Source organism: Flavobacterium sp. GW821-FHT12A05 (assembly GCF_058807735.1).
Genome location: NZ_JBXAQY010000002.1, coordinates 559,153 through 582,293, shown reverse-complemented (window position 1 = coordinate 582,293; position 23,141 = coordinate 559,153). Strand labels below are relative to the sequence as shown.

The following is a 23,141-nucleotide window of genomic DNA, read 5'->3' as shown; positions in this document are numbered from 1 at the left end:
CTCAGTACCTTTGAACCTCTTCTAAAGAAAATCTTTATCCGAAACTCCTTCGTTAATCTTGATATCAGACATTTTAATATCTAATTCAAAACCGATATTCTGAACTAAGTTAAAAGGAACTTTTACACCTTTTACTTCTCTGTAATCGTTGAAGTTTGTTATTTGTGTAACTGATTTTCCGCCTTGTTCGCGAACTTTCGATTTTGCAACTTTCAATCCTGATTTTACATCATAATAATGAGTTGTGCTGCCATCTTTTATAGCATAAGCATCGCTTCCGTTGATTGGTTCAATGCTGTTTACTTTTAAATCAGTTCTTTTTACTAATTGTAATTCTTCAAAAGGAGCCGCATTTGCTTTCATTTCTTTAAGATCATCTCCTTCAAGATTTTTGCGTTTTCCCTGTTGTTCGATATAAGCGCCTTTATCGTTTACGACCTGTTTCATTAAATCCATAGTTCCCATAGAAAGCGAAATCATCATTTTTCCTTTTGAATCTAATTTTGAAGAAAAAGTCAAAGGTCCCGGAGCTTGCGGAACCGTTGTTGTTCCGTTCATGTAAAGCGTTTTTACGGCTGTAACCGCTTTTTCTCCACCAATAGCTTTTATGTAATTTTCGAAAACAGTTTTTGCTGTAATGTTTGTTGGAGCTTCTTTTTTAACGGCAGGTTTTTCAACAGGATTTCCGTATTTGTCAAAATAATAAATTGGAATTTGAAGTTTTTCTAAACCAGCAATTACATCAGAACCTTTTCCAGCAATAACAATACGCATATTGTCTAGTAAGAAATATTTATTTGCAACACGATAAATATCATCAGCAGTTACGTTGTTGATTGTCTGGATGTATTTTTCGTAGAAATCAGCCGGAAGTTTTTCTGTTTCAATATTCAAAGCATATCGGGCAACGGCTTGCGGTTTTTCAACCTGCATTACAAAACGGCCAATATATCCAGCTTTTACATTTCTTAAAACTTCTGGATCTACTCTTTCGGTGCGGATTCTTTTAATCTCTTTTATAAATTGAACAACTGCACTGTCTGTAACGGTGTTTCTAACGGCAGATGAAGCTTTGAATTTAGTTACATATTTTCCGCTTCCAATACTTGAATTTGCGCCGTAAGTCCAGGCATGCTGTTCGCGTAAATTCATGTTTAAATAACTATTGAAATCACCTCCTAAAATTTGATTTGCAATTACAGCAGGGAAAAAATCAGGATCGCTCATTCTTAAGTTTACCGTATTTACCAAAGAAATTTCAGATTGAACTGCATTTGGAACATCAACAAAATCAATTTGAAGTTTAGATGCGTTCTCTGGATTTGGATAGGTGTCTTTTGGAGCAGCTTGTTTTTTCCATCCGTTAAAAAGTTTTTCTACAGCTGCTTTTGTTTCTTTAAATTTTACATCTCCAATAATAACCAGATAGGCATTTTCAGGGACAAAATAAGTAGCGTAATTCTTTTTAACATCTTCTAATGTTACGTTTTTTACGGTTTCTTCAGAAAGGTATTCTCCAGATGGATGATTTTTACCAAAAGCTAAAACATCAACAACGCGGTTTGCAATTGCCGGAACGCTTTTTTCATCGGCTTTAAGCCCTTCAATTAATTTAGCTTTTTCTTTATCGAATTCAGTTTGAGTAAAATTAGGCTGTAAAGCTCCTTCTGCTAAAAGTTCTAATACTCGTCCTGAATATTTAGAAAGTGAACTGGCATAAGCACCTTGTGATGAAAAGTTTATACTGGCTCCGTAAAAATCAATTTCTTCGTTAAAAGCTTCTTTTGATGTTTTTAGGGTTCCGTTACCAATTAAACTGCTTGTTAATTCGTCAACGCCTTTTTTGTTTCCTTCAGTAAAAGGCGCGTTATCTAGTGTAAGGTTAAAACTTACACGAGGCAATTTATGGTTTTCAACAATTAATACCTTCATGCCATTTGATAAAACAAAGGTTTGTGGTTTTTTTATGTTTACTACCGGCGGATTTCCTGGTTTTGGTTGTGGACGATCTTGTGCTTGCATAATTCCAGTTAGGAATAAAAGGATTAAAAAAGTATGTATATTTTTCATGATTCGATATTCTTAGTTCTGAGATTTTGTAGTAGGAACGTAATCTAAAATTAAGCGTTGATTAGGATTTAAATATTTCTTAGCAACTTCTCTTATTTCTTCTCTGGTTATCGAATGGTAAATATCAATTTCTGTATTAATTAAATTTACGTCTCCATAAAGCAGATAATAAGAAGCTAGATTTTCTGCAATTCCTTCAACGGTTGCGTTCGCGTTCACAAAATTATTATCGAATTTGTTTTGTAATTTTTCGTAATCTTTTTCAGAAATCAAATCGGTTTGAATTTTTACGATTTCTTCATCTATTTCTTTTAAAATGTCGGCAGTAGTATAAGGAGACATTGGCAATCCGTATAATATATAGGTTCCGTAATCTTCCTGGCTAAAGCCTACAGCGCCAATTTGAAGGGCCATTTTTTTGTCGTCGACAATTTTTTTGTACAATTTAGAGCTTTTTCCATCGCTTAAATAAGAAGATATTAAATCTAAAACTCTGGCGTCTCTTGTTTTCATTGACGGCGTTCTGTACGAAGCAACAATCATCGGGATCTGGATGTTTGGATCTTCGTAAGTTGCTTTAATTGTCTGCGTAATTGGTTCTTCGGTAAAAGTTTGTTTTTTTACCACTTCACCTTTTGGAATTGGGCCAAAATATTTCTGAACCCATTCTTTGGCTTTTGTTTTGTCAAAATCTCCGGCAACGACTAAAACAGCATTGTTTGGCGTATAGAATTTTTTATTAAATGCCTGAAACTCTTCAAGGGTTGCAGCATCTAAATCTTTCATAGAACCGATAGTTGTCCAGCGGTAAGGGTGATTTTTGAACATGTTCTTTTTAACTTCCGGAAGAATATTTCCGTAAGGCTGATTGTCGTAACGCATTCTTTTTTCTTCTTTTACGACTTCATTTTGCGTTTCAACTCCAATTTTATTGATAATGGGATGCATTAATCTTTCAGATTCCATCCATAAACCCAATTCTAAATTGTTAGAAGGAAAAACTTCGTAGTAATACGTTCTGTCGTCAGATGTATTGGCGTTGTTAACGCCGCCATTTGCGGTAACGATTTTCATCCATTCGCCGCGTTTTATATTTTGTGTTCCTTCAAATAACAAATGCTCAAAGAAATGTGCAAATCCGGTACGGTCCGGACGTTCGTCTTTTGAGCCAACGTGGTACATTACCGAAGTAATTACTACCGGAGCCGATGGATCGTTATGTAGAATAACATGCATGCCGTTGTCTAAATTATATTCTTCAAAAGCTACCTTTTGAGCATGAGCTACTCCGCCAAGCATTAGTGCAGCACTTAACATCATTATTGAATTTTTCATAAAGATTAATAAATTTTATACCTAATAATTATATTGGTAGTAAAGATTTGTTCATAGTTACATCAAAAGTAACGTTTTTTATGTATGTTTTTTAAATTTCCAAGGAACTGGTTTTAAATTAGTAGTAATTTACGTATGATTACAGGATTGTTTTATTCTAAAAGTGCCTGAAAAACAGACTTTAGAAGGAAATAAATATTTTTGGAACAAGAGATTGCACAGTAAATTAATAGTTGTATATTTGCAACCTTAAAAATCAATAAATCAATTTGGTATGTATGCAATCGTAGAGATAGCAGGGCAACAATTTAAAGTAAGCAAAGACTTAAAGGTTTATGTTCACCGTTTAGCTAATGAAGAAGGTTCAAAAGTTTCTTTTGACAAAGTTCTTTTATTAGATGATAATGGAAATGTAACTTTAGGCGCCCCAGCTATAGAAGGTGCTTCTGTAGAAGCTAAAGTGTTACAACACTTAAAAGGAGATAAAGTTATCGTTTTCAAAAAGAAAAGAAGAAAAGGATACAAAAAAAGAAATGGTCACAGACAATATCTTACTCAAATTGTAATTGAAGGTATTACTGCAGCAGGAGGAACTAAAAAAGCAGCAGCTAAAAAAGCAGTTGTAGCAGAAGAAGCAGCTACTGAAGAAGTAGAAGCTCCAAAAGCAAAAAAAGCAGCTCCAAAAGCAAAAAAAGAAGCTACTAAAGAATAATAACAATATTTAAACTCATACGTCATGGCTCACAAGAAAGGTGTCGGTAGTTCGAAGAATGGTAGAGAATCAGAATCAAAACGTTTAGGCGTTAAGATTTATGGTGGTCAAGCTGCTATTGCTGGGAACATCATCGTTAGACAAAGAGGTTCAAAACACAATCCAGGTGAAAATGTTTACATTAGTAAAGATCACACACTACACGCAAGAGTAGCTGGAGTTGTTAAGTTCCAAAAGAAAAGAGATAACAAATCTTATGTATCTATTATTCCTTTCGAGGCATAATAATTAAGGATTTACTTTTTATAAAAAACCCGTTCTGAAAAGATCGGGTTTTTTTATTTTTGATGGTTTTGTAATTGATGCTTATTCTGTTTAAAAACTTACATTTGCTAATTGCCTTTAAATTTTAGAAGTTGAAAAAAATAATCTTATTTATACTGCTGTCTTGTTTTAGTGTCTATGGAAAAACAGTATCTGACAGCATCGCTGTTCATTTAAGTTCATTAAATGATAAGCAGCAAAATATTCTGTATGAGTTTGAAATTCTTAAAACAAACGGTTTTAGTACAGAACAATTTTGGCTGAAAAATAAAAATCAATTTCCGGAATTAAATATTGCGCTGAGAGATGAATTGGCCAGACAGGTTTTTGCGAATTCTCATGTTGTTTATTCACCGCCAAAAGATTCGGCAGTTCAGTTTTGGATGCAGACACAATTGCTTACAAACTGGATGTTTTATTTGTCGGCATTTATTGCCATCTGTGCCCTTATTGCCCTGTTTAAAAAATATTGGAGTCTGCTGATTGAAGTTTTGATTAAAAATTTAGCTCCTTTGTTTCGTTTTTTGTTTTCGCCGGTTTTGTTAACCTATGAATTGTTTTTAATTGGAGCCGCTTGTATAATTTATGGATGTCTTGTTGAGGAATTTGTGCTTCGAACTGTAATTATTCATGTGGCGTTGTTCTTATTGTGGAGTCAGTCAACGGCTGTTTTTACGAGAGAATATTGGGTTAAAAAGTATGTTTTAGAAATAGAAAATAAATTTTGGGGAACAGATCCGTGGGAAACGGTAAAAACAATTTGTCTTCCAGCTGTTATTGTTACGCTGGCTCTCGTATATGTATTGTATAAAGTTCCTGTCGATGTTTTTTATAATTATGAAATTGTGGTGTCCGGAATTGCAGCGGTTTATGCTTTACCGTTTTGGCGCTCTTTAGAACAATATTTGTATCCTGTTTTGTTTCCTTGGAAAAGCGACTACAGAACAAGAAGCTTAGATTCTCTTGCGGCGTGTACCGTTATAGCGCTTGTTATTACGGTTGTGCTTATATGTCAATGGAATGCTGTTTTCTATAATGTAATAGCGGCTTTATTGAGTTTATTGTTGTTGTCGTTCCTGATATTATCTTTAAAGGCGAATTTTAAACATAGCTATAACAACTATTATTATTTGCAATTTTTGACTGTTCTTTTCCTTGCGGCGGTTTTTCTGTATGGTTTTCATATTCATTTAAACGAAATTATTTGGTTTTCGTTAATAGCGGCAAGTGTATTTGTGATATTGAAGTATTTTGAGGTTTTTTCTTTTTTCTCCGGTTGGAAAAGAGGAAAAGCCTGGGCTTGGAAATTATTAGGGTTGGCTGGTTTATTATGGCTGCTTGGTAAAGGGATCTTGTATGTTTCTAAAGTGATATTTGTAATTTAGTATTCTTTGTAAAAGAAAAACCTTTGCCAAAGTTTTAAACTTCGACAAACGCTGATGTGTTAAGGTTTAATTTGAAATTTAAACTTTAGTTTTCTGTATCTTTTGTTTCTTCTAAATCTTCCGTTTTACGACCTACTTTTACTTTTGGGCTGTCCTGGGTTCCGGTAACGGTTAACGGAATTCCAAATATTCCAAATGGAGGCAGTCCTAAACGCATTTTTAAGTTCAGTTTTCCGTCTAAGCTTGTTGTACCTTCGATTCTGGGTCTAAAGCCTGCAAACTTAAATTTAAAGCGTTCTACGGTTATAATATTGTTTTTGACCGTACTTTTAATATCTACTTTTGAAAGGTCAGGATTCTTCATCGATTCTGAGTTGGTTTGTTTGCTTACGGCATTAAACATTTTCAAGCCTCGAACTTTTACGTCTTTTACAGAAAGAGTTCCGCCTCCAACAAGCGATGGATAAACAGGATCCATATTTCCGTTTAAGCGGCCTTTTAATTGGTAATCTAAAGAAACAATTCCTTGTGCTTTTTCGGCAGCGCTTGCCATTTTTCTAAAAACTTCTATTTCGTTATAGGCCCTTTTAATATCAAAATCAGTTGCTTTTATGGCGTAATCAAAGGTTGCTTTTTGAGGGGTAACGGCTTGGTAATTGGCGTTCATGGTTACATTACAGCCAATTAAATTAAAACCGGTATTCTGCATGGTTAATTTGCCCTTGTTCATGATTAAATATCCAGTTGCATTTTGAAGATTCAGTTTATCGAAATTTACTTTTTGTGCATTGGCTAATAACTGTAAATTTAAATTTGTTGGAATAATGATAACGCCGGTTTGTGCAGGCTGTGTTTTTGTGTCTGCTTTTGGAGCCGGGTTTGTTGTTACTGATGTATTTGCAGTTGTATTCGACATAAATTCGTCTACATTGATGTATCTTGCTGTAACTTTAAAAGAGCCTTTTAAAACGCCTGTATTTGTTGTGGCATAGTTGAAAACATTCTGAAGGTAACCATTCATTTTAAAATCAGATTGTCCGTATGCGGCCAGGAAATTATTGAACGACATTTTATCCTGATTGATTTTGAAAATTCCTTCTTTAATGATGAATTTTTTAGGCAGATATTCTGAGGCAATTCCAATGTTTCTTAATTCCAGAGTTCCTTTGTTATGCAATTTGCTGTAATTGCCTTTTTCGGCATCGCTTTGTTTTCCTTTCAAAACCAAATCGGCTTTTACGAAACCGTCTAAATCCAATCCTTTTTGAGAGAAAACTTTATAAATACGGTTGACATCCAGTTCTCCTTTTGCCTTAATATCGTATGTTAAATTGTTAAAATTGCTCAAATCTGCTTCTACAAAAACAGGTTTTCCTTCAAAAGTAAATTGAGCAGGTTTTAGCTTCACTTTTAAATCATCAAAAGTTCCTTTTTGATTGTCGATTTTAGATTTAATAATGATATTGGTAATTGGGTTTGGATAGTATTTCGTTTTTAGATATCCGTTATCTAAATCAAGAACTCCTTTTGTAACAGGGAAAAGCTTGTTTTTTTGATCGAATTTTCCATTTGCCTGTACATCTCCCGCCAAAGAACCTTTTAGCTCTATTTCTGGAATTCCAAGTGCTTTTGTTAGTTTTTCCAGGTCAATTTTTGCTTTAAAATCGGCATTTATTTCAGGTGTATTTACGCCTTTTACAAAGAATTTAGATTTTAAATAATCTTTGTTGATGTTTAATGACAGGTTTTTAGCGTCAACCGTTACAAGATCAGGATTTAACGATGGAACTTTTGTTTTTATGTCTAAATTTAAATTAGAAACAGGAAAAGCGCTTTTGTTATAATTAACAAATCCGTTGTCGATTTTTACATCAAGATTTAAATCAGGCGCAATATTCTGCGAAGTAATATAATTGCCTTTTAAGGTTAAAAGAAGGTTTGTATTTCCTATTAATTCAGTCTTAGAAAGCCATGTAATGTACTTTGGCGGAAAAGCCGTAAATACATCATATAGATTACTGTTGTCAGATTTAATGACAAAATCCATATTGTAGCCGTCTTTCAAGATGTCAAATTTTCCTTTAAAATCGACCAACAGCTGGTTGATTTTTAAGTTATTCTGCTGGAAGAAAAACGATAAGGAATTGATGTTTACTTTTGTAATTAAGTCGGCATCGACTTTTTTGTTCATTAAATAAGGTTCATTTTCATAAACGATATTCAGTTTTTCGATTTTAGCTTTTGAATACAAATCAAAAACAGCTTTGTTTAAATCTCCTTTTCCAAGATAATTAAAACCAAAAGCATCAAAATGAACTTTTGTAGATTGATCGTCGTAAATTATTTTACTGTTTAAAATTTCAATTCGTTCCAGTTTTAAAGCAGTATCTGTGCTGTCTTTTGTTTCTGTGGCTTGGGCTTGTGATTTATAAATGTTGTAATTGGCTTCTCCGTTTGGATTCACTTTTACGTTTATAAACGAATCCGATAAATAAATCTGGTCAATTTTTACCGATTTACTAAAAATTAAACTCACCACATTTATCCCAAAAGAGACCTCTTTTGCGGTAATGAATTTTTCGCTTTTGTATGGCGCCGAACCGTTCAGACTTAAATTGTCTAAGGTTAAAGTCAGAGACGGAAAATGACGAAAAAACGAAACAGAAACATCAGAATAATTGAGTTCTGCGCTTAATCTTTCGTTGGCTGTTTTTTTGATCTGTTCTTTAATTTGATCCTCAAAAACGATAGGCGTTAAAAATAGTAATCCTAAAATAACGGCGAAAGTTATCCCTAAATACTTCGCAATTTTAAATACAATTGATCTGGATTTGCCTTTTTGCATAGCAATTTGTGGTATTTAAATAAAAAATAGAGTCAAAAAATAGCGTATAATTATCCGTGAACAGTTTCTTTTTTACCATAATTGGTAATGATAGAACCTTCATATTCGATCCATTCTTTCCATCGTTTATCGATGTCGATATTGTCCTGGTATTTTCTGGCAAATCCCAAAAAAGTAGTGTAATGTCCAGCTTCTGAAATCATTAAATCACGATAAAATTTAGCTAATTCCTCGTCTTTAATATTTTCAGAAAGCACTTTAAAACGTTCACAGCTTCGTGCTTCGATCATGGCCGAAAATAACAAACGATCGCAAAGCGCGTCGCGTCGGCTTCCGTCTTTTTTCATGAATTTAAAAAGCTCATTTACATAATGGTCTTTTCGTTCGCGTCCTAAAGTAAGACCGCGCTTTTTAATAACATCATGAACCATTTGTAAGTGTTCCAGTTCTTCTCTTGCAATTACCAGCATTTCGGTTACTAATTCCTCTAATTCAGAGTTGTAAGTCACGATGCTGATAGCGTTTGAAGCGGCTTTTTGTTCGCACCATGCGTGATCTGTCAAAATTTCTTCGATATTTGACTCGACAATATTTACCCATCTAGGGTCTGTAGCTAATTTTAATCCCAACATAATTTCCCGGCATTTTAGTTCTTGCAAAATTAGTGTTTTTTATTACTAAAATCAGGAAATATCGTGCAATTACGCTCAAAAAAGCATTATTTTGTAAGTTGAAAAAAAATACAATGAATCAGATAAAAAAACTTCTCATAATTGGGTTTGTCTGGCCTGAACCAAATTCTTCGGCTGCTGGCGGCAGAATGATGCAGCTGATTTCTATTTTCGCAGCAAATGGATTCGAAATTACGTTTGCCAGCGCGGCTTTAGACAGTGATTTTATGGTTGCTTTGTCTGAATATGGAGTTGCGAAAAAAAGTATCGAATTAAACTCGGCTAGTTTTGACGATTTTATAAACGAATTAAATCCTGATGTTGTTTTGTTTGATCGTTTTATGATTGAAGAGCAATTTGGGTGGAGGGTAACCGAAAACTGTCCAAAAGCGATCCGAATTTTAGATACCGAAGATTTGCATTGTCTGCGTACAGCAAGACAGAAAGCTTTTAAAGAAAATCGAAATTTTGAAATACAGGATTTGTTTTCTGAGGAGGTGGCAAAACGTGAAATTGCGAGTATTTTAAGATGTGATTTGTCTTTGATTATTTCTGATTTTGAAATGAATATTCTAGAGAATGTTTTCAAAATAAATAAAAATTTACTTTTTTATCTTCCTTTTTTGGTTGATAAAATGTCTGAAAATAATCTTTTGAAACTGCCATTATTTGAAGATCGTAAAAACTTTGTTTTCATTGGAAATTTTCTCCATGAACCGAATTGGAATACCGTTCAGTATTTAAAAGAAGCGATTTGGCCTTCGATAAAAAAAGATTTTCCCGAGGCTGTTTTAGAAGTGTATGGCGCTTATCCGTCGCAAAAAGTATTGCAATTGCATCAGCCAAAAAATGGATTTTTTATCATGGGCAGGGCAGAGGATGCTAATGAAGTGGTTAGAAAAGCACGGGTTGTTCTGGCTCCAATTCGTTTTGGTGCCGGTTTAAAGGGCAAGCTGCTTGAAGCGATGCAATGCGGAACGCCAAGCATAACGACAACAATTGGTTCTGAAGCCATGCGTGCTAATTTACCCTGGAACGGATTTGTAGAAGATGATGCGCTCGAATTTGCCAAAAAAGCAATTACGCTTTATCAGGATGAAAATCTTTGGAAAAAAGCACAAATAGATGGTATTGCGATCATTAATGAATGTTATCAGAAAAGCAGTTATTCAGATCAAGTAATGGAAATGGTTAACTCTTTATTAATTGATTCTAAAAGCCATCGTCTTCATAATTTTATGGGGAATTTATTGCAGCATCATGCATATAAAAGTACCATGTATATGTCGAAATGGATTGAAGCTAAAAATAAAAACTAAAAAAATCCCGGATTACATTTGTAATCTGGGATTTTTTTAGTTTTTATTTTAGTCGCAGTTTTCAGTCTCAGTAAGCAGTTAGGTACAGTCTGAAAACTGCGACTGCGACTGAATACTATAAACTGAATACTATTTCAGTAAGTCTTCAACAGCTTGGATCGTGGTAGCGTGATAGCCAGATTTTGCTTTGTCGAAAATTTGTTTTGCCCAAACTTTTCCTTCTGGAGTTTTGGCCATTTCTTTATAAAGCATCATTACAGATCCGGTTCTGCTGCTTCCAATTAAAAATTGTTCAATAGCAGGGTTGGCAGCTTTGTATTGGTGGCTGATTGCCTGAATAAACCATTGACGTTTAATGATGAAATTGCCGCCATTGGTAAAGTTGAACTCTTTATCGATCGCTTCCATTTCTTTTGCTGTAATATCAGCCGGAAGATGGTCTATAAAATGCTGTTTTTCGGCTGTTGTAGTGATTTTTTTGCTTAAACCTGCCACACCAGTTTCTCTCCAGCTTTTTTGGATTTTATCTATTGCATCAAAATCAGCAGAACTTACAGGAGTAATGTTTGATGGAATTCCCGGTTTGTAAATCCAGTCTTCTGCTTTTATTTTATCGGCAAGTGCTTTGTCTCCTTTTATAAGGTTCTCGTTATAGTACTTGATAAAATCTTCTGTTGTAATAGATTTAAAAGCATGTGCATCAAAGTAATTTTTGATAAAAACATCGAATTTTTCGCGCCCAACTGCGTTTTCAATCACTCTTAAAAAAGCATAACCTTTTACATAAGGAATCATGCTGATTCCGTCATCAGGATTTCTTCCTGTAAGACTTACTTTTAGTCTTGTATCCGGACTTGTTTCTCCATATTCGGCTACATTATCTACTAATTCTTTGCGGGTGATCACATTTTGCATTTCAAATTCTTTCTGTCCAAAAATAGCCTCGCCAATACGGTGCTCAACATAAGTTGTAAAACCTTCGTTTAGCCATATATCATCCCAAGTAGCATTGGTTACCAGATTTCCGCTCCAGCTGTGTCCTAATTCATGTGCTAATAAACTAGTTAAAGAGCGATCTCCAGCAATTACTCCTGGAGTAAGGAAAGTTAAGTTTGGATTTTCCATTCCGCCATAAGGAAAGCTTGGAGGTAAAACTAATACATCATAACGTCCCCAACGATAAGGTCCGTAAAGTTTTTCGGCAGCAACAACCATTTTTCCAAGTTCAGCAAATTCCCAAGCTGATTTTTTTAGCATTGATGGTTCTGCATAAACTCCCGTTCTATTATCTATAGATTGAAATTCAATATCTCCAACTGCAATTGCCATTAAATAAGATGGAATTGCTTTGTCTTGTTTGAAGGTGTAAACTCCCATATCGTTTTTCTTTTGAGGATTTACAGCACTCATTACGGCTAATAAATCTTTAGGAACGGTAACTTTAGCGTTGTATGTAAAGCGAATTCCCGGCGAATCCTGACACGGAATCCAGGTTCTTGACCAAACGCTTTCTCCTTGTGAGAAAAGGAAAGGTTTTTTCTTGTCTGCAGTTTGTTCCGGTTTCAGCCATTGTAAAGCTACGGCATCTTTAGTTGTGCTGTAGTAAATGTTTACTTTGGTAGTATTAGGTTCGATGGTAATATGAAGAGGTTTTCCGTGAAACTCAACGTCTGGACCAAGTTCAAATTTGGTTTCTTTTTCTTCGTCGCCTAGCGTTACTTTAGTGATATTTAAAGTGTTTTCGTCGAAAATGATTTCATTTCCTTTGCTAACATTGTCAATCGTCCAGGAAGCTTTTCCTGAGATAGTCTGTGTGTCAAAATCAACTTTAATATCAAGATCAAGGTGTTTCACTACAGCAAGTTCCGGTTTAGAATAGCTGTGTTCGTCTGTAACAACGGCTGGTTTTTCTATTTGGTCTTTTTTCTGGCAGGCAATTGCTGTCAGAAATAAAGCGACAAGGGTTAGTTTCTTCATTTTATGAGGTTTTGAATTTGAGGATGAAAATTAAACAAAAAATCCCGTTTTGAATAAACAAAACGGGATTTTATTATGAATAACCTTCGACTTCGCTCAGGTCGACATTGAAATTATGCCAACATTGTAACCGGGCTTTCGATGTATTGTTTTAATGTTTGTAAGAATTGAGCGCCAGTTGCACCGTCAATTGTTCTGTGGTCGCAAGCTAATGATAACATCATTGTGTTACCAACTACGATTTGACCGTTTTTAACTACTGGTTTCTCAACAATTGCACCTACAGAAAGGATAGCAGAGTTTGGCTGGTTGATAATTGAATTGAATTCAGTAATACCAAACATTCCAAGGTTAGATACTGTAAAAGTACTTCCTTCCATTTCTTGTGGTCCTAATTTTTTGTTTTTAGCTCTTCCGGCAAGATCTCTTACAGAAGCACCAATTTGAGATAAACTCATAGCATCTGTAAATTTCAATACAGGAACTACTAATCCGTCTTCAACAGCTACAGCTACACCAATGTTTACGTGGTGGTTGATGATGATGGCATCTTCTTTCCACTGAGAGTTGATTTTTGGGTGTTTTTTCAATGCTAAAGCACAAGCTTTAATTACCATATCATTGAAAGATACTTTTGTATCCGGAACAGTATTGATTGTTGCTCTTGCACCCATTGCTTCGTCCATGCTTACTTCTATCACTAAGTTGTAGTGAGGAGCTGTAAATAAAGATTCTGCAAGACGTTTTGCGATAATTTTACGCATTTGAGAGTTTTTGATCTCTTCTGTGTAAACTTCACCAGTAGGAACAAATACTTTTGGTGCAGCAGGAGCAGAGGCTTCTTGTTTAGCAGCAGGTGCTGAAGAAGAAGTTGTCTGAGCTTGAGCAGCTGGAGTAAAGTTTTCGATATCGCTTTTCACGATACGTCCGTTTTCTCCTGATCCTTTAACTTGGTTTAATTGGATTCCTTTGTCAGAAGCAATTTTCTTAGCTAAAGGTGAAGCTAAAATTCTTCCTCCGTTAGAGTTGTCAGCAACAGTTTCAGTTGCTTTTTCAGCAGCAGGAGCAGCTTTTGTTTCTTCTTTAGCAGGAGCACTTGCAGTTGCAGCGCCTCCGGCAGTATAATTGTCAGCAATTCCAGAAATATCAGTTCCAGCAGGCCCAATGATAGCTAATAAGCTGTCGACAGGAGCTGTGCTTCCTTCTTGAATTCCGATGTATAATAATGTTCCAGCATTGAAAGACTCAAACTCCATAGTCGCTTTGTCTGTTTCAATTTCTGCTAAAATATCACCTTCAGCTACAGTATCACCTACTTTTTTCAACCAGGTTGCCACTGTACCTTCAGTCATAGTGTCGCTCAAACGAGGCATAGTTACAACGATAACACCTTTTGGTAATTCAGTTGCAGCTTTTGCAGGAGCAGCAGTTTCTGTTTTTGCTTCTGCAGCAGGAGCGTCCGCTTTTGGGGCTTCGGCAGCAGGAGCGTCACCACCAGCTAAAAGAGCCGAAATATCTTCTCCTTCTTTACCAATGATTGCTAATAATGAATCAACCGGAGCAGTTTCTCCAGCTTGAATTCCGATATGTAAAAGAGTTCCTTCGTTAAAAGATTCGAACTCCATTGTTGCTTTATCTGTTTCAATTTCAGCAAGGATATCTCCTTCACTGATTTTGTCGCCTACTTTTTTTAACCAAGTCGCTACCGTTCCTTCCGTCATAGTATCGCTCAAACGAGGCATTGTTACTTTAATCGCCATGATGTTATAGTTTGTGAGGTGTAAATGGATAGTCTTCTTGTGCGTATACTACATCGTATAATTGTTGTAAGTCTGGATATGGAGACTCTTCAGCGAATTTCGCACATTCTTCAACCAAGTCTTTAACTCTTTGGTCAATTACTTCAATTTCTTCATCTGTAGCATATTTTTGATCCTTAATTACATCTAAAACCTGAGTAATAGGGTCGATTTTTTTGTACTCTTCTACTTCTTCTTTAGAACGGTATAATTGAGCATCAGACATAGAGTGTCCTCTGTAACGGTACGTTTTCATTTCAAGGAAAGTTGGTCCGTCTCCACGACGTGCTCTTTCGATAGCTTCGTGCATTGCTTCGGCAACTTTTACAGGATTCATTCCGTCAACAGGTCCGCAAGGCATTTCATAACCTAAACCTAATTTCCAGATATCTGTGTGGTTTGCAGTTCTTTCTACAGAAGTTCCCATTGCATAACCGTTGTTTTCAACGATAAATACAACTGGTAATTTCCATAACATAGCCATGTTGAAAGCTTCGTGTAAAGAACCTTGTCTTGCAGCTCCGTCACCAAAATAAGTCATGGTAACACCGCCTGTGTTGAAATATTTATCAGCAAAAGCTAATCCTGCACCAACAGGAATTTGCCCGCCCACGATTCCGTGACCTCCGTAAAAACGGTGTTCTTTAGAGAAAATGTGCATTGAACCTCCCATACCTTTAGAAGTTCCTGTAACTTTTCCTAAAAGTTCTGCCATTACGTTTCTAGGATCAACTCCCATACCAATTGGCTGAACGTGATTTCTGTATGCAGTAATCATTTTGTCTTTAGTCAGGTCCATAGCGTGCAGAGCGCCCGCTAGTACAGCTTCCTGACCATTATATAGGTGTAAAAAACCTCTAACTTTTTGTTGAATGTATAATGCTGCAAGTTTGTCTTCAAACTTTCTCCAAAGCAGCATGTCTTCGTACCACTTTAAATATACCTCTTTTGTAACTTCTTTCATCTGAATTCTTTCTTTTGCTAAAGTTGTTTGTGTTATCAATTGTTGCCTGTAACGCAAAATAGTTTCCTCCCACAAATTTGCGCCCGAAAGGTCGGGATGCAAAAATAAGACATTCCTATTAAGAACTAAAATTTAAAAGGTCTTTTTTGGCTTTTTTTTACAAGAACTTTTTATCGAACATAAAAGGGAGCAGATTTTTTAGGGATGCCGATTTGTAAACTTCGCCAATTTCGCCCATAAAATAAATTTCGATAGGGGTGTCTTGTTTGATTTCATATTCTGCAATTGACTGACGGCAAGAACCACAAGGCGGAATTGGAGCTTTAGTTTGGTTTGTATCTGATGCGGCCGTGATTGCTATTTTTAAAATTTTGGCTTCGGGATAAGCGCTTCCGGCATAAAAGATGGCAGTTCTTTCTGCGCACAATCCTGACGGATATGCGGCGTTTTCCTGATTAGATCCCAAAATTATTTTACCATTATCGAGAAGTAAAGCGGCTCCAACTCTAAATTGGGAATAAGGAGCGTAAGCTTTTTTACGAATTTCAACCGCTTGATTCATTAAATCTTGTACATCCTGAGAAAGTTCATTGATGTTGTCGTAAATTGTAAATGATGATGTAATGCTTATTTCTTTCATTATATTTTGAGGAAAAAAAATCCAAATTTCTAAAATGCAGAAATTTGGATTGTAATTGTTTGTTATATTTTTTGCTTAATAAACTTCGTATTTGTCGCCAAAGTTAAAGGTTAAAGAGAAGCGAAGTGTATTTTCTAAAGGATTTTTCATTTTTGATGCCGAGAATAAGTAGGAAACATCCACTTTTAGTCTGCTGTATTTAAATCCAGCTCCTAAAGAGAAGAATTGTTTTGCTCCTTTCATTGGGCTTTCATGGTAATAACCTAATCGCATTGCAAAAGCATCTTGGTACATGTATTCTGCAGCGGCGCTGTAAGTGATTTCTTTTAATTCTTCGCTGAATCCGCCTGGTGCATCTCCAAAAGATTTGAAAATTCCGGATACCCACCCAATATCTTTGTAATTTTTATAGTTTGCTGCGTTTGCCTGCGCTTGTGAAATATCTCCCGGATCTGTAAAATCTCCGTCTCCATTAGCATCGTAAGGTGTTCCAGGTCCTGGAGGAGTTGGAACTAAAAGTTTTGTAAACTCTACGCTTACTCCAAGTTTGTTGTATTCATCAAAGATAAAATCGAAACCACCACCCACTCTTAAGTTAGCTGGTAAAAAGTTGGCGCTTAAATCGTCGTTATCATAACTGATTTTTGGACCTAGGTTTTGAATGTTGAAACCTGCTCTCCATCTTCCATTAAAATCAGAATAAGCAATTTCTTCTGATTGATAGAATCCGGCAACGTCAACCGCAAAAGAACTTGCTGCAGATGCGTCAACATCTTCAGAAGCTACTTTTAAATTAGAGTTGATGAAACGTGCGGCAACAGCCATCGAGAATGTTTCACTTAATTTTAATGAATACGATCCGTCAAGGGCAAATTCGTTTGGATTTACCTCTCTGGTTGGTTCGTTAGGATCTCCTGTTTGTCTTAATTCGATTCCTCCAAAACCAAAATAACGAAAACTACCTGCAAAGGCGCTTCGTTCATTAATTTTGTTGTAATATGTTACTTGTCCAAGAGAAATATCATTGGCAAGATCTGTTAAATAAGGAGTGTAACTGATAGAAAGTCCTTGCGCATCTTCTGCAAATGCATACTTGGCAGGATTCCATTGTTGAGAAAAAACATCTGAAGAAGTAGCGACACCTTGATCTGCTAAACCAGCAGCTCTCGCATCTGCTGCGACTAATAAAAAGGGTACTCCGGTAGTAATTGGGCGCTCAATATCTTGGGCTTTTGCAAATACGGTAATTAATAAGCAAATTAATAGGAACGATATTTTTTTCATTTGTGGGCTTAATGGTATTTATGTTACAAATATATACAATGATTATAAAATGACAAGTTTTTCGTATTTTTCTGCTTTTTTATTTGTTAAATTAGATTTAACAGTGAGTTTATAGATATAAACTCCTTTCCCAATTCGATCGCCAAAATCATCTCTCCCGTCCCACGTAATCTCTCTTGATAAAAAGCCTTCTGTTGTTATAATTTGGTTTTTAGTCCAAACGACTTTTCCTGTAATGGTCATTACTTGTACCTGAACATCTAAGGGTTCATAAGGTCTGTTGTGCGAAAACCAAAACTGAGTGTAAGTAGAAAATGGATTAGGATAATTAAGAACGTGTGTTAATGTCAACGCGTCGTCACCTACGACAACAAATTGAATTTCGCTTGTAACGGGATTGTTGTAAACATCCCATGCGGTGAAACTAATTGTGTGTAATCCTGCAGCTAGATTTCGAAGCGGAAAACGTAAATTTCCATTTGTATAATCATCTAATTTTGTCTGATAATAATCATTCAAAATATAAGGATTACTAACGTCTCCGTCTAATACTGCTACAATATCATGCCCAATTCCGCTAGCTGTATTTATACCATTTTCATCCTCTAAAAAGGCTAAAAGAAAAGGAGATGCGTTTGTAATGCCGCCAGACACAAATGTTTCATCGTTCATATATAACTTAACTTTCGGACTTATATTGTCCTGAGGTGCATTTTCATTTATACCCCCAATTTTAATGGCAGTATTGTAGCCTGATTGGTTTTCTAAAGCCTGATTTTTTTTAGAATAAAAACTAATTCTGCCATTGTCAACAGGTATGCGAATGTCTCTTGGTACAACAAAGCTAAATTCAAACTGACCGTTGGTTACTGTTGCATTTCCTCTAAGTATAGTTTCTCCCAAAGTTTTAAATGACATTGCAGGGCTATATCCATCATTATTTAAGGTTGTAGAAGTAATCATTTTGTCGAAAATGGCAGTTGCAAGTTCTCCGTTGTAATTGCTTAAAAGTGTGTTGTTTTCATCGGTAATTTCGCCTGTAATTTTCATTTTTGCCAATGATTTAAAGTCAGGAATTGGCTGCGAAATCACAATGTCATTTACTTTCGTTAAATTAATTCGTGGTTTTGGAATTGAAAGCATTAAAGCGGGATCTCCAATGCAAACCACTACATTACTTGCAGAACTTGGAGTTTCATTTTTTGAAATTCGAAGCGATTCGGCTATACTATTATATTGATTTGAACCGTATGAAAGGAGGTTTTTGTTTAAAACATCATTAAAATTTTCGGCATTAGGCTGTCCAATTTCACGAATTGTGGTTAACATCGAAATGGCGCCTCCTCTTGGATTCCAGAAAACATATTCTCCTGCGGTTGGTCTTGAAGGATCGTCGAATCTTGAAAATTCGCAGGTAATAGTAATAAATAAAGGATATTTATATTGATTGTTCAGGTTTTGTCCATCGGATTTCTCCCAAATTCGCTCGCTTGCCAGTCCGTCCTCGCCTCCGTGGCCTAAATAATTAAAAACTAAAGCGCCTTTTTCGAATGCATTAAAAAAATCGGTTCTTGCTTTTGGATAACGGGATCCGCCAGCAGAAGCTTCTTGAGTATAAGCATCGAGAAGAATTTTATCAATATTAAAGAATGGTTTTTCAGAAGCAATAACATCGGCTAAATTATTTTGGCGCGCTTGTAAGGTAGCATCCGAAGCTCTATCTGAATCGTCGCTTATTAAAACAAAATTGTTTCTCCAGTTTCCGTACGATTTTGTGTCGTGATATTCTAAAACTTTATTGACCATTTCCTGTGCCTGCGCATTGTCTGAAACCAGCATTCTTCCAACAGCAATATCAATTCCGCCAAACGGATAAGCAACTATTCCTTCGTTGGGATCCATAAGCCCAAAGAAATCATCAGATGCGAATCCGGCCTCGCCAATCGTATTGCTTTTTAGGGATTGATATATAGGTACAATATTATTGTTGTTTAAAATTCGGTTTTTATAATCAAACGATGCGTCTCCAAACAGATTTAAGTATTTTATTCTTTTATCTGGAGAAGATGCGTTATTGTAAATGTATCGAATGCAGTTTCGAATCGCGGCAATATCTTGTTTTCCCGAAGAAAATTCCTGATAGATATTTTCCAGCAAAATAACTTTTACGTTTAGATTAGAATAAGTACGATGAAAACTGGCTAATTTTTCTGCTTGAGAGTTTAGGAATTTTGGAGTTACTATTACGTAATCAATATCCTGAAAGCTGTTTTGGTTATTTTTAAAAATGGTTCCTTTTAAATTTTGATTGGCAATTTTTGATTGGTTTTCTTTTAAAGGAGAATAATAATCTGCCGGATCAACTGCGATATATTTTCTAATTTCTCCTAAGCTGGCTTTAAATGAAAAAGTGGTCTGATTTGTGTTTTCTATTTTGGATACATTATATAGGTCTGTAATATCCCAGATTTGAGAAATACCTGCAGCGTTTCCAATCGTGTAATTTACAATTCCAGCTGTTGAACCGGCGAGATCATATTGAAACTTAAATTGTTTACCGGTTCCTAAAAGTTTTCTTTTAGCGGTAAGATTAATATAATCGAGATATCCTTTTGAGCCCGGAACGCCATTATTATTATAGGCAAGTTTGATTTTTATAGTTTCTGCTCCTGTAAATGTGGTGTTGCTTGGGAGTTTTTCGCTGAAATATTTCGTATCTCCATTTGTTATGATATTGCCAAAATTAATGGTTCCGATGTTTTGTCCGTTAGCCGAAACAGCAAATGAAGTTGTCGTAAAAGCAGCCGAAGCGGCGGTTAAGTCTATTTTTACAGGAGTTGTAGTGTCAAGATTTGGAAAATTGAAAGTGAACTCCTGTTCCTGATTGATGTCAAAGGCTTCTCCAAGCCATTGACGGCCTAAATGTGCAATGTTTGTTTGGTCGATTTCATGAAATTGATAGTCATCAAACGTGTTCAGCTGCAGGGTGCTGTTTCCTGCGGGCTGATTTAGGTTAGAAATTCTTTTTCCTTCGTTTCCTGAAATTGTAACATAATAATACGATTTAGTGTCGTATAAATTAAGATTTGTCTGGTTTTCGGCGTCCCAATTTTCTATTCCTTCACCATAAAATAGGATATAGTCTTCGTTATTGAAAATGCCATCACCCTCGCCAATAATCTGAATGGCATTTTCTTGTAAGTCTTCGGGGTAATAGACGTTGTTTGCAAGAGGCAGCATTCGTCCGCCGTTTCCATATATTTTGATTGCTTTGGGGTCAACTTTGGAAGGGTCAAATCCCAGGCTTTGTAAAAAAGACTTTGTGATTTTATAAACGCCTGATTTTTCAATGTAAAATCGATACCAGTCGCCAGATGCTAAAACTGAATTTGAAATTGCAGCAGCTTTTTGAAAGGTAGAAGAATTGCTGTTTCTGGCGGTTGAGCTATTTGTTATAACGTAAGAAAAAGATTTGATTCGTTTAAAGCTGTTTCCTTCTTTAATTATAGGATTAAGGAATAAAAATGCCTGTTTTTGGTCTCGAGAATTAGTGATTTTTAGGGCTTCATTAAGTTTGTCAGGGATGTTTTCTATAGATAAATCTCCTAGATCGGCTCTTGAGACTGCTTCATAATTGACGCTGTTTAGTACGACTGAACTGTTGTCTGAAGCATTAGACTGGTTTAGATTTAGCAGAAACGTTATGTTTTTTTTTGTAGTATCGAACCGAAAAGCACTTCCTGAAAAGTAAGGAATCGTGATTTTGCTCTCCCCGTAATTTATCTCTTTTTTAGTTTGCCAATCAACGGTGAAGCTCCCATTTAACTGAGAAAATGAGAGAGTTGGAATAAGTATAAGGAATAAGAATAGGGCTTGTTTCATTGGTTTCAAAAACGAAATTTAATCAAAAAAAAATTAGTAAGTAAAAATATAGTATTTCATGTTACAGTAAATAATAAAAAGTATATTTTTGCGTTCGTAACTATAGGTTATTTTCTGGTAAAAAACAGCTAAATAAAATTATGAGAACAGATGTTGCTAATTAAATGTTAATTATTATATTGCAGCACCTAAATTTATCACCTAAGAATGAGTATGAAAGTAAACAAAATTGTAGTCTTGCAATTAATGATGTCAATAGTATTGATGTTGGGCACGGCTAGTTGTAGCAAAAAATCTAGTTCCTCTCACGCTTCTAGAGCAACTGGCTGGGATGTAGATAGTCAGAATGGAACAGCTGCTAGAAATGCAGGGAAAAAACAACAGGCTGGACCTGGTTTAGTTTTTGTTGAAGGAGGTACGTTTACTATGGGTAAGGTACAGGATGATGTTATGCATGATTGGAATAACACACCAACTCAACAACACGTTCAGTCATTTTACATGGATGAAACTGAAGTTACTAATGGTATGTATTTAGAATACCTTGAGTGGTTAAAGAAAGTTTTCCCTCCATCAGAAGAAAATTACAAGAATATTTACGAAGGAGCATCTCCTGATACTTTAGTATGGAGAAATCGTTTAGGATACAACGAAACGATGACTAATAACTACTTAAGACATCCTTCTTATGCTAACTATCCTGTAGTTGGTGTTAACTGGATTCAGGCAGTTGAATTTAGTAAATGGAGAACAGACCGTGTAAACGAAGCTGTTTTAGAAAAAAACGGATATCTTAAAAAAGGAGCTAAAACAACTGATGTTAATGCTGAAAATGCGTTTAATACTGAAGGTTATTTAATGTCTCCTAGTACATCACGTGGCGCAAGCGATGAGATCGTATTAAAGAAAAATCCAAGCGGAAGAAGAACAAAAGCAGGAGAAGAAGAGAAAAATGTATACGCACAGCGTTCTTCTGGAATTATCTTGCCAGAGTACAGACTTCCTACTGAAGCAGAATGGGAATATGCTGCAGCTGCTGATGTTGGACAAAGAGAATACAATATTTATAAAGGACAAAAGAAATATCCTTGGTCTGGAGATTATACACGTTCTAACAAACGTAAAAACAAAGGAGATCAATTGGCTAACTTTAAACAAGGAAACGGTGATTACGGTGGAATTGCAGGTTGGTCTGATGATGGTGCAGATATTACAAATGCTGTAAAAAGCTATGCTGCAAATGACTTTGGATTATACGATATGGCTGGAAACGTAGCAGAATGGGTTGCCGATGTTTACAGACCTATTATTGATAATGAAGCAAATGATTTTAACTACTACAGAGGAAATCAATACGCTAAAAACAAAATTGGTAAAGACGGTAAAGTTGAAATCGTTACAACAGCTACTATTAAATACGATACTTTAAGTAATGGTAAAGTTATAGCAAGAAACCTTCCGGGTGAAATTGCTCAGGTTCCTGTTGACGAACAAGAAACTTACTTAAGACAAAACTTTAGTACTAGTGATAATATCAACTACAGAGATGGTGATAAACAATCTTCTAGATATTTTGACTTCGGAGATTCTGAGTCAGGAGCTAAAGCTGATCAAGCAATGTACAACTCTCCTAAACATAATGTAACAACAGACAGTTTAGGTAAGATGATTAGAAAATATGATAACTCTAGTAAACGTACTACTTTAATCGATGATAAAGTAAGAGTTTACAAAGGAGGTTCTTGGAGAGATAGAGCTTATTGGTTAGATCCAGCTCAAAGAAGATATTTCCCTCAAGATATGGCAACTGACTACATTGGTTTCAGATGTGCAATGTCTAGAGTAGGTGCTAAAACTGAAAGAAGAAAATCACCAAGAAACTAAGATTTTAAAATTTCATTAAAAAAATTCCAAATTCCAAAAGCTGAATATTT

General features: G+C 35.5%; 15 protein-coding genes. 5 read left to right on the top strand and 10 right to left on the bottom strand.

Going from position 1 to position 23,141, the window contains the following annotated elements; genetic code table 11:
• Positions 1-21 precede the first annotated feature (21 nt).
• Positions 22-2,070, bottom strand: coding sequence for a M16 family metallopeptidase (locus AC1RRQ_RS05865; protein ID WP_493022083.1), 2,049 nt, complete (start codon positions 2,068-2,070; stop codon positions 22-24).
• A gap of 12 nt (positions 2,071-2,082) precedes the next feature.
• On the bottom strand, positions 2,083-3,405 hold the full coding sequence (locus tag AC1RRQ_RS05860; protein ID WP_493022082.1) for a M16 family metallopeptidase: 1,323 nt from the start codon (positions 3,403-3,405) through the stop codon (positions 2,083-2,085).
• Between the two features lie 274 nt (positions 3,406-3,679).
• Between AC1RRQ_RS05860 and rplU the strand changes: the two genes are divergently transcribed.
• The 3 genes from rplU to AC1RRQ_RS05845 all read left to right on the top strand — a co-directional run bounded on the left by rplU (position 3,680) and on the right by AC1RRQ_RS05845 (position 5,826).
• Positions 3,680-4,117: a 50S ribosomal protein L21 gene (rplU, locus tag AC1RRQ_RS05855; RefSeq protein ID WP_073412831.1), complete on the top strand. Its 438-nt coding sequence runs from the start codon at positions 3,680-3,682 to the stop codon at positions 4,115-4,117.
• A 24-nt stretch (positions 4,118-4,141) separates the two neighbouring features.
• A complete protein-coding gene (rpmA, locus tag AC1RRQ_RS05850) occupies positions 4,142-4,402 on the top strand; it encodes a 50S ribosomal protein L27 (RefSeq protein WP_012023622.1) in 261 nt (86 codons plus the stop codon).
• Between the two features lie 131 nt (positions 4,403-4,533).
• Positions 4,534-5,826, top strand: a complete 1,293-nt coding sequence (locus AC1RRQ_RS05845; protein ID WP_493022081.1) for a hypothetical protein — start codon at positions 4,534-4,536, stop codon at positions 5,824-5,826.
• A gap of 85 nt (positions 5,827-5,911) precedes the next feature.
• On the opposite strand, the gene AC1RRQ_RS05840 is transcribed toward AC1RRQ_RS05845, so the two are convergent.
• Both AC1RRQ_RS05840 and AC1RRQ_RS05835 read right to left on the bottom strand, forming a co-directional pair.
• The gene (locus AC1RRQ_RS05840) at positions 5,912-8,671 is read right to left on the bottom strand and encodes a hypothetical protein (RefSeq protein ID WP_493022080.1); all 2,760 of its coding nucleotides are present in this window, start codon (positions 8,669-8,671) and stop codon (positions 5,912-5,914) included.
• 50 nt (positions 8,672-8,721) lie between these two features.
• Positions 8,722-9,303, bottom strand: coding sequence for a MiaE family protein (locus AC1RRQ_RS05835; protein WP_057117541.1), 582 nt, complete (start codon positions 9,301-9,303; stop codon positions 8,722-8,724).
• Between the two features lie 113 nt (positions 9,304-9,416).
• On the opposite strand from AC1RRQ_RS05835, the gene AC1RRQ_RS05830 reads away from it, so the two are divergent.
• Positions 9,417-10,661 carry a glycosyltransferase gene (locus tag AC1RRQ_RS05830; protein WP_493022079.1) on the top strand — a complete coding sequence of 415 codons (1,245 nt, stop codon included), beginning with the start codon at positions 9,417-9,419 and terminating at the stop codon, positions 10,659-10,661.
• A 129-nt stretch (positions 10,662-10,790) separates the two neighbouring features.
• Here AC1RRQ_RS05830 and AC1RRQ_RS05825 read toward each other — a convergent pair whose 3' ends face one another.
• The 6 genes from AC1RRQ_RS05825 to porU all read right to left on the bottom strand — a co-directional run bounded on the left by AC1RRQ_RS05825 (position 10,791) and on the right by porU (position 21,207).
• A complete protein-coding gene (locus tag AC1RRQ_RS05825) occupies positions 10,791-12,638 on the bottom strand; it encodes a hydrolase/aminopeptidase (RefSeq protein WP_493022078.1) in 1,848 nt (615 codons plus the stop codon).
• 113 nt (positions 12,639-12,751) lie between these two features.
• Positions 12,752-14,398, bottom strand: coding sequence for a dihydrolipoamide acetyltransferase family protein (locus AC1RRQ_RS05820; RefSeq protein WP_493022077.1), 1,647 nt, complete (start codon positions 14,396-14,398; stop codon positions 12,752-12,754).
• Positions 14,399-14,402: 4 nt separating this feature from the next.
• On the bottom strand, positions 14,403-15,401 hold the full coding sequence (gene pdhA / locus AC1RRQ_RS05815) for a pyruvate dehydrogenase (acetyl-transferring) E1 component subunit alpha (protein ID WP_057117535.1): 999 nt from the start codon (positions 15,399-15,401) through the stop codon (positions 14,403-14,405).
• A 157-nt stretch (positions 15,402-15,558) separates the two neighbouring features.
• Positions 15,559-16,041: a cytidine deaminase gene (gene cdd, locus AC1RRQ_RS05810; protein ID WP_493022076.1), complete on the bottom strand. Its 483-nt coding sequence runs from the start codon at positions 16,039-16,041 to the stop codon at positions 15,559-15,561.
• Between the two features lie 75 nt (positions 16,042-16,116).
• Entirely contained in the window at positions 16,117-17,325 is a 1,209-nt protein-coding gene (porV, locus tag AC1RRQ_RS05805; RefSeq protein WP_493022075.1) for a type IX secretion system outer membrane channel protein PorV, read from the bottom strand.
• Positions 17,326-17,367: 42 nt separating this feature from the next.
• Complete coding sequence (gene porU / locus AC1RRQ_RS05800; protein WP_493022074.1) at positions 17,368-21,207, bottom strand: type IX secretion system sortase PorU; 3,840 nt, start codon at positions 21,205-21,207, stop codon at positions 17,368-17,370.
• 213 nt (positions 21,208-21,420) lie between these two features.
• Here porU and gldJ point away from each other — a divergent pair, with 213 nt between their 5' ends.
• The gene (gldJ, locus tag AC1RRQ_RS05795; protein WP_493022282.1) at positions 21,421-23,091 is read left to right on the top strand and encodes a gliding motility lipoprotein GldJ; all 1,671 of its coding nucleotides are present in this window, start codon (positions 21,421-21,423) and stop codon (positions 23,089-23,091) included.
• Positions 23,092-23,141 lie beyond the last annotated feature (50 nt).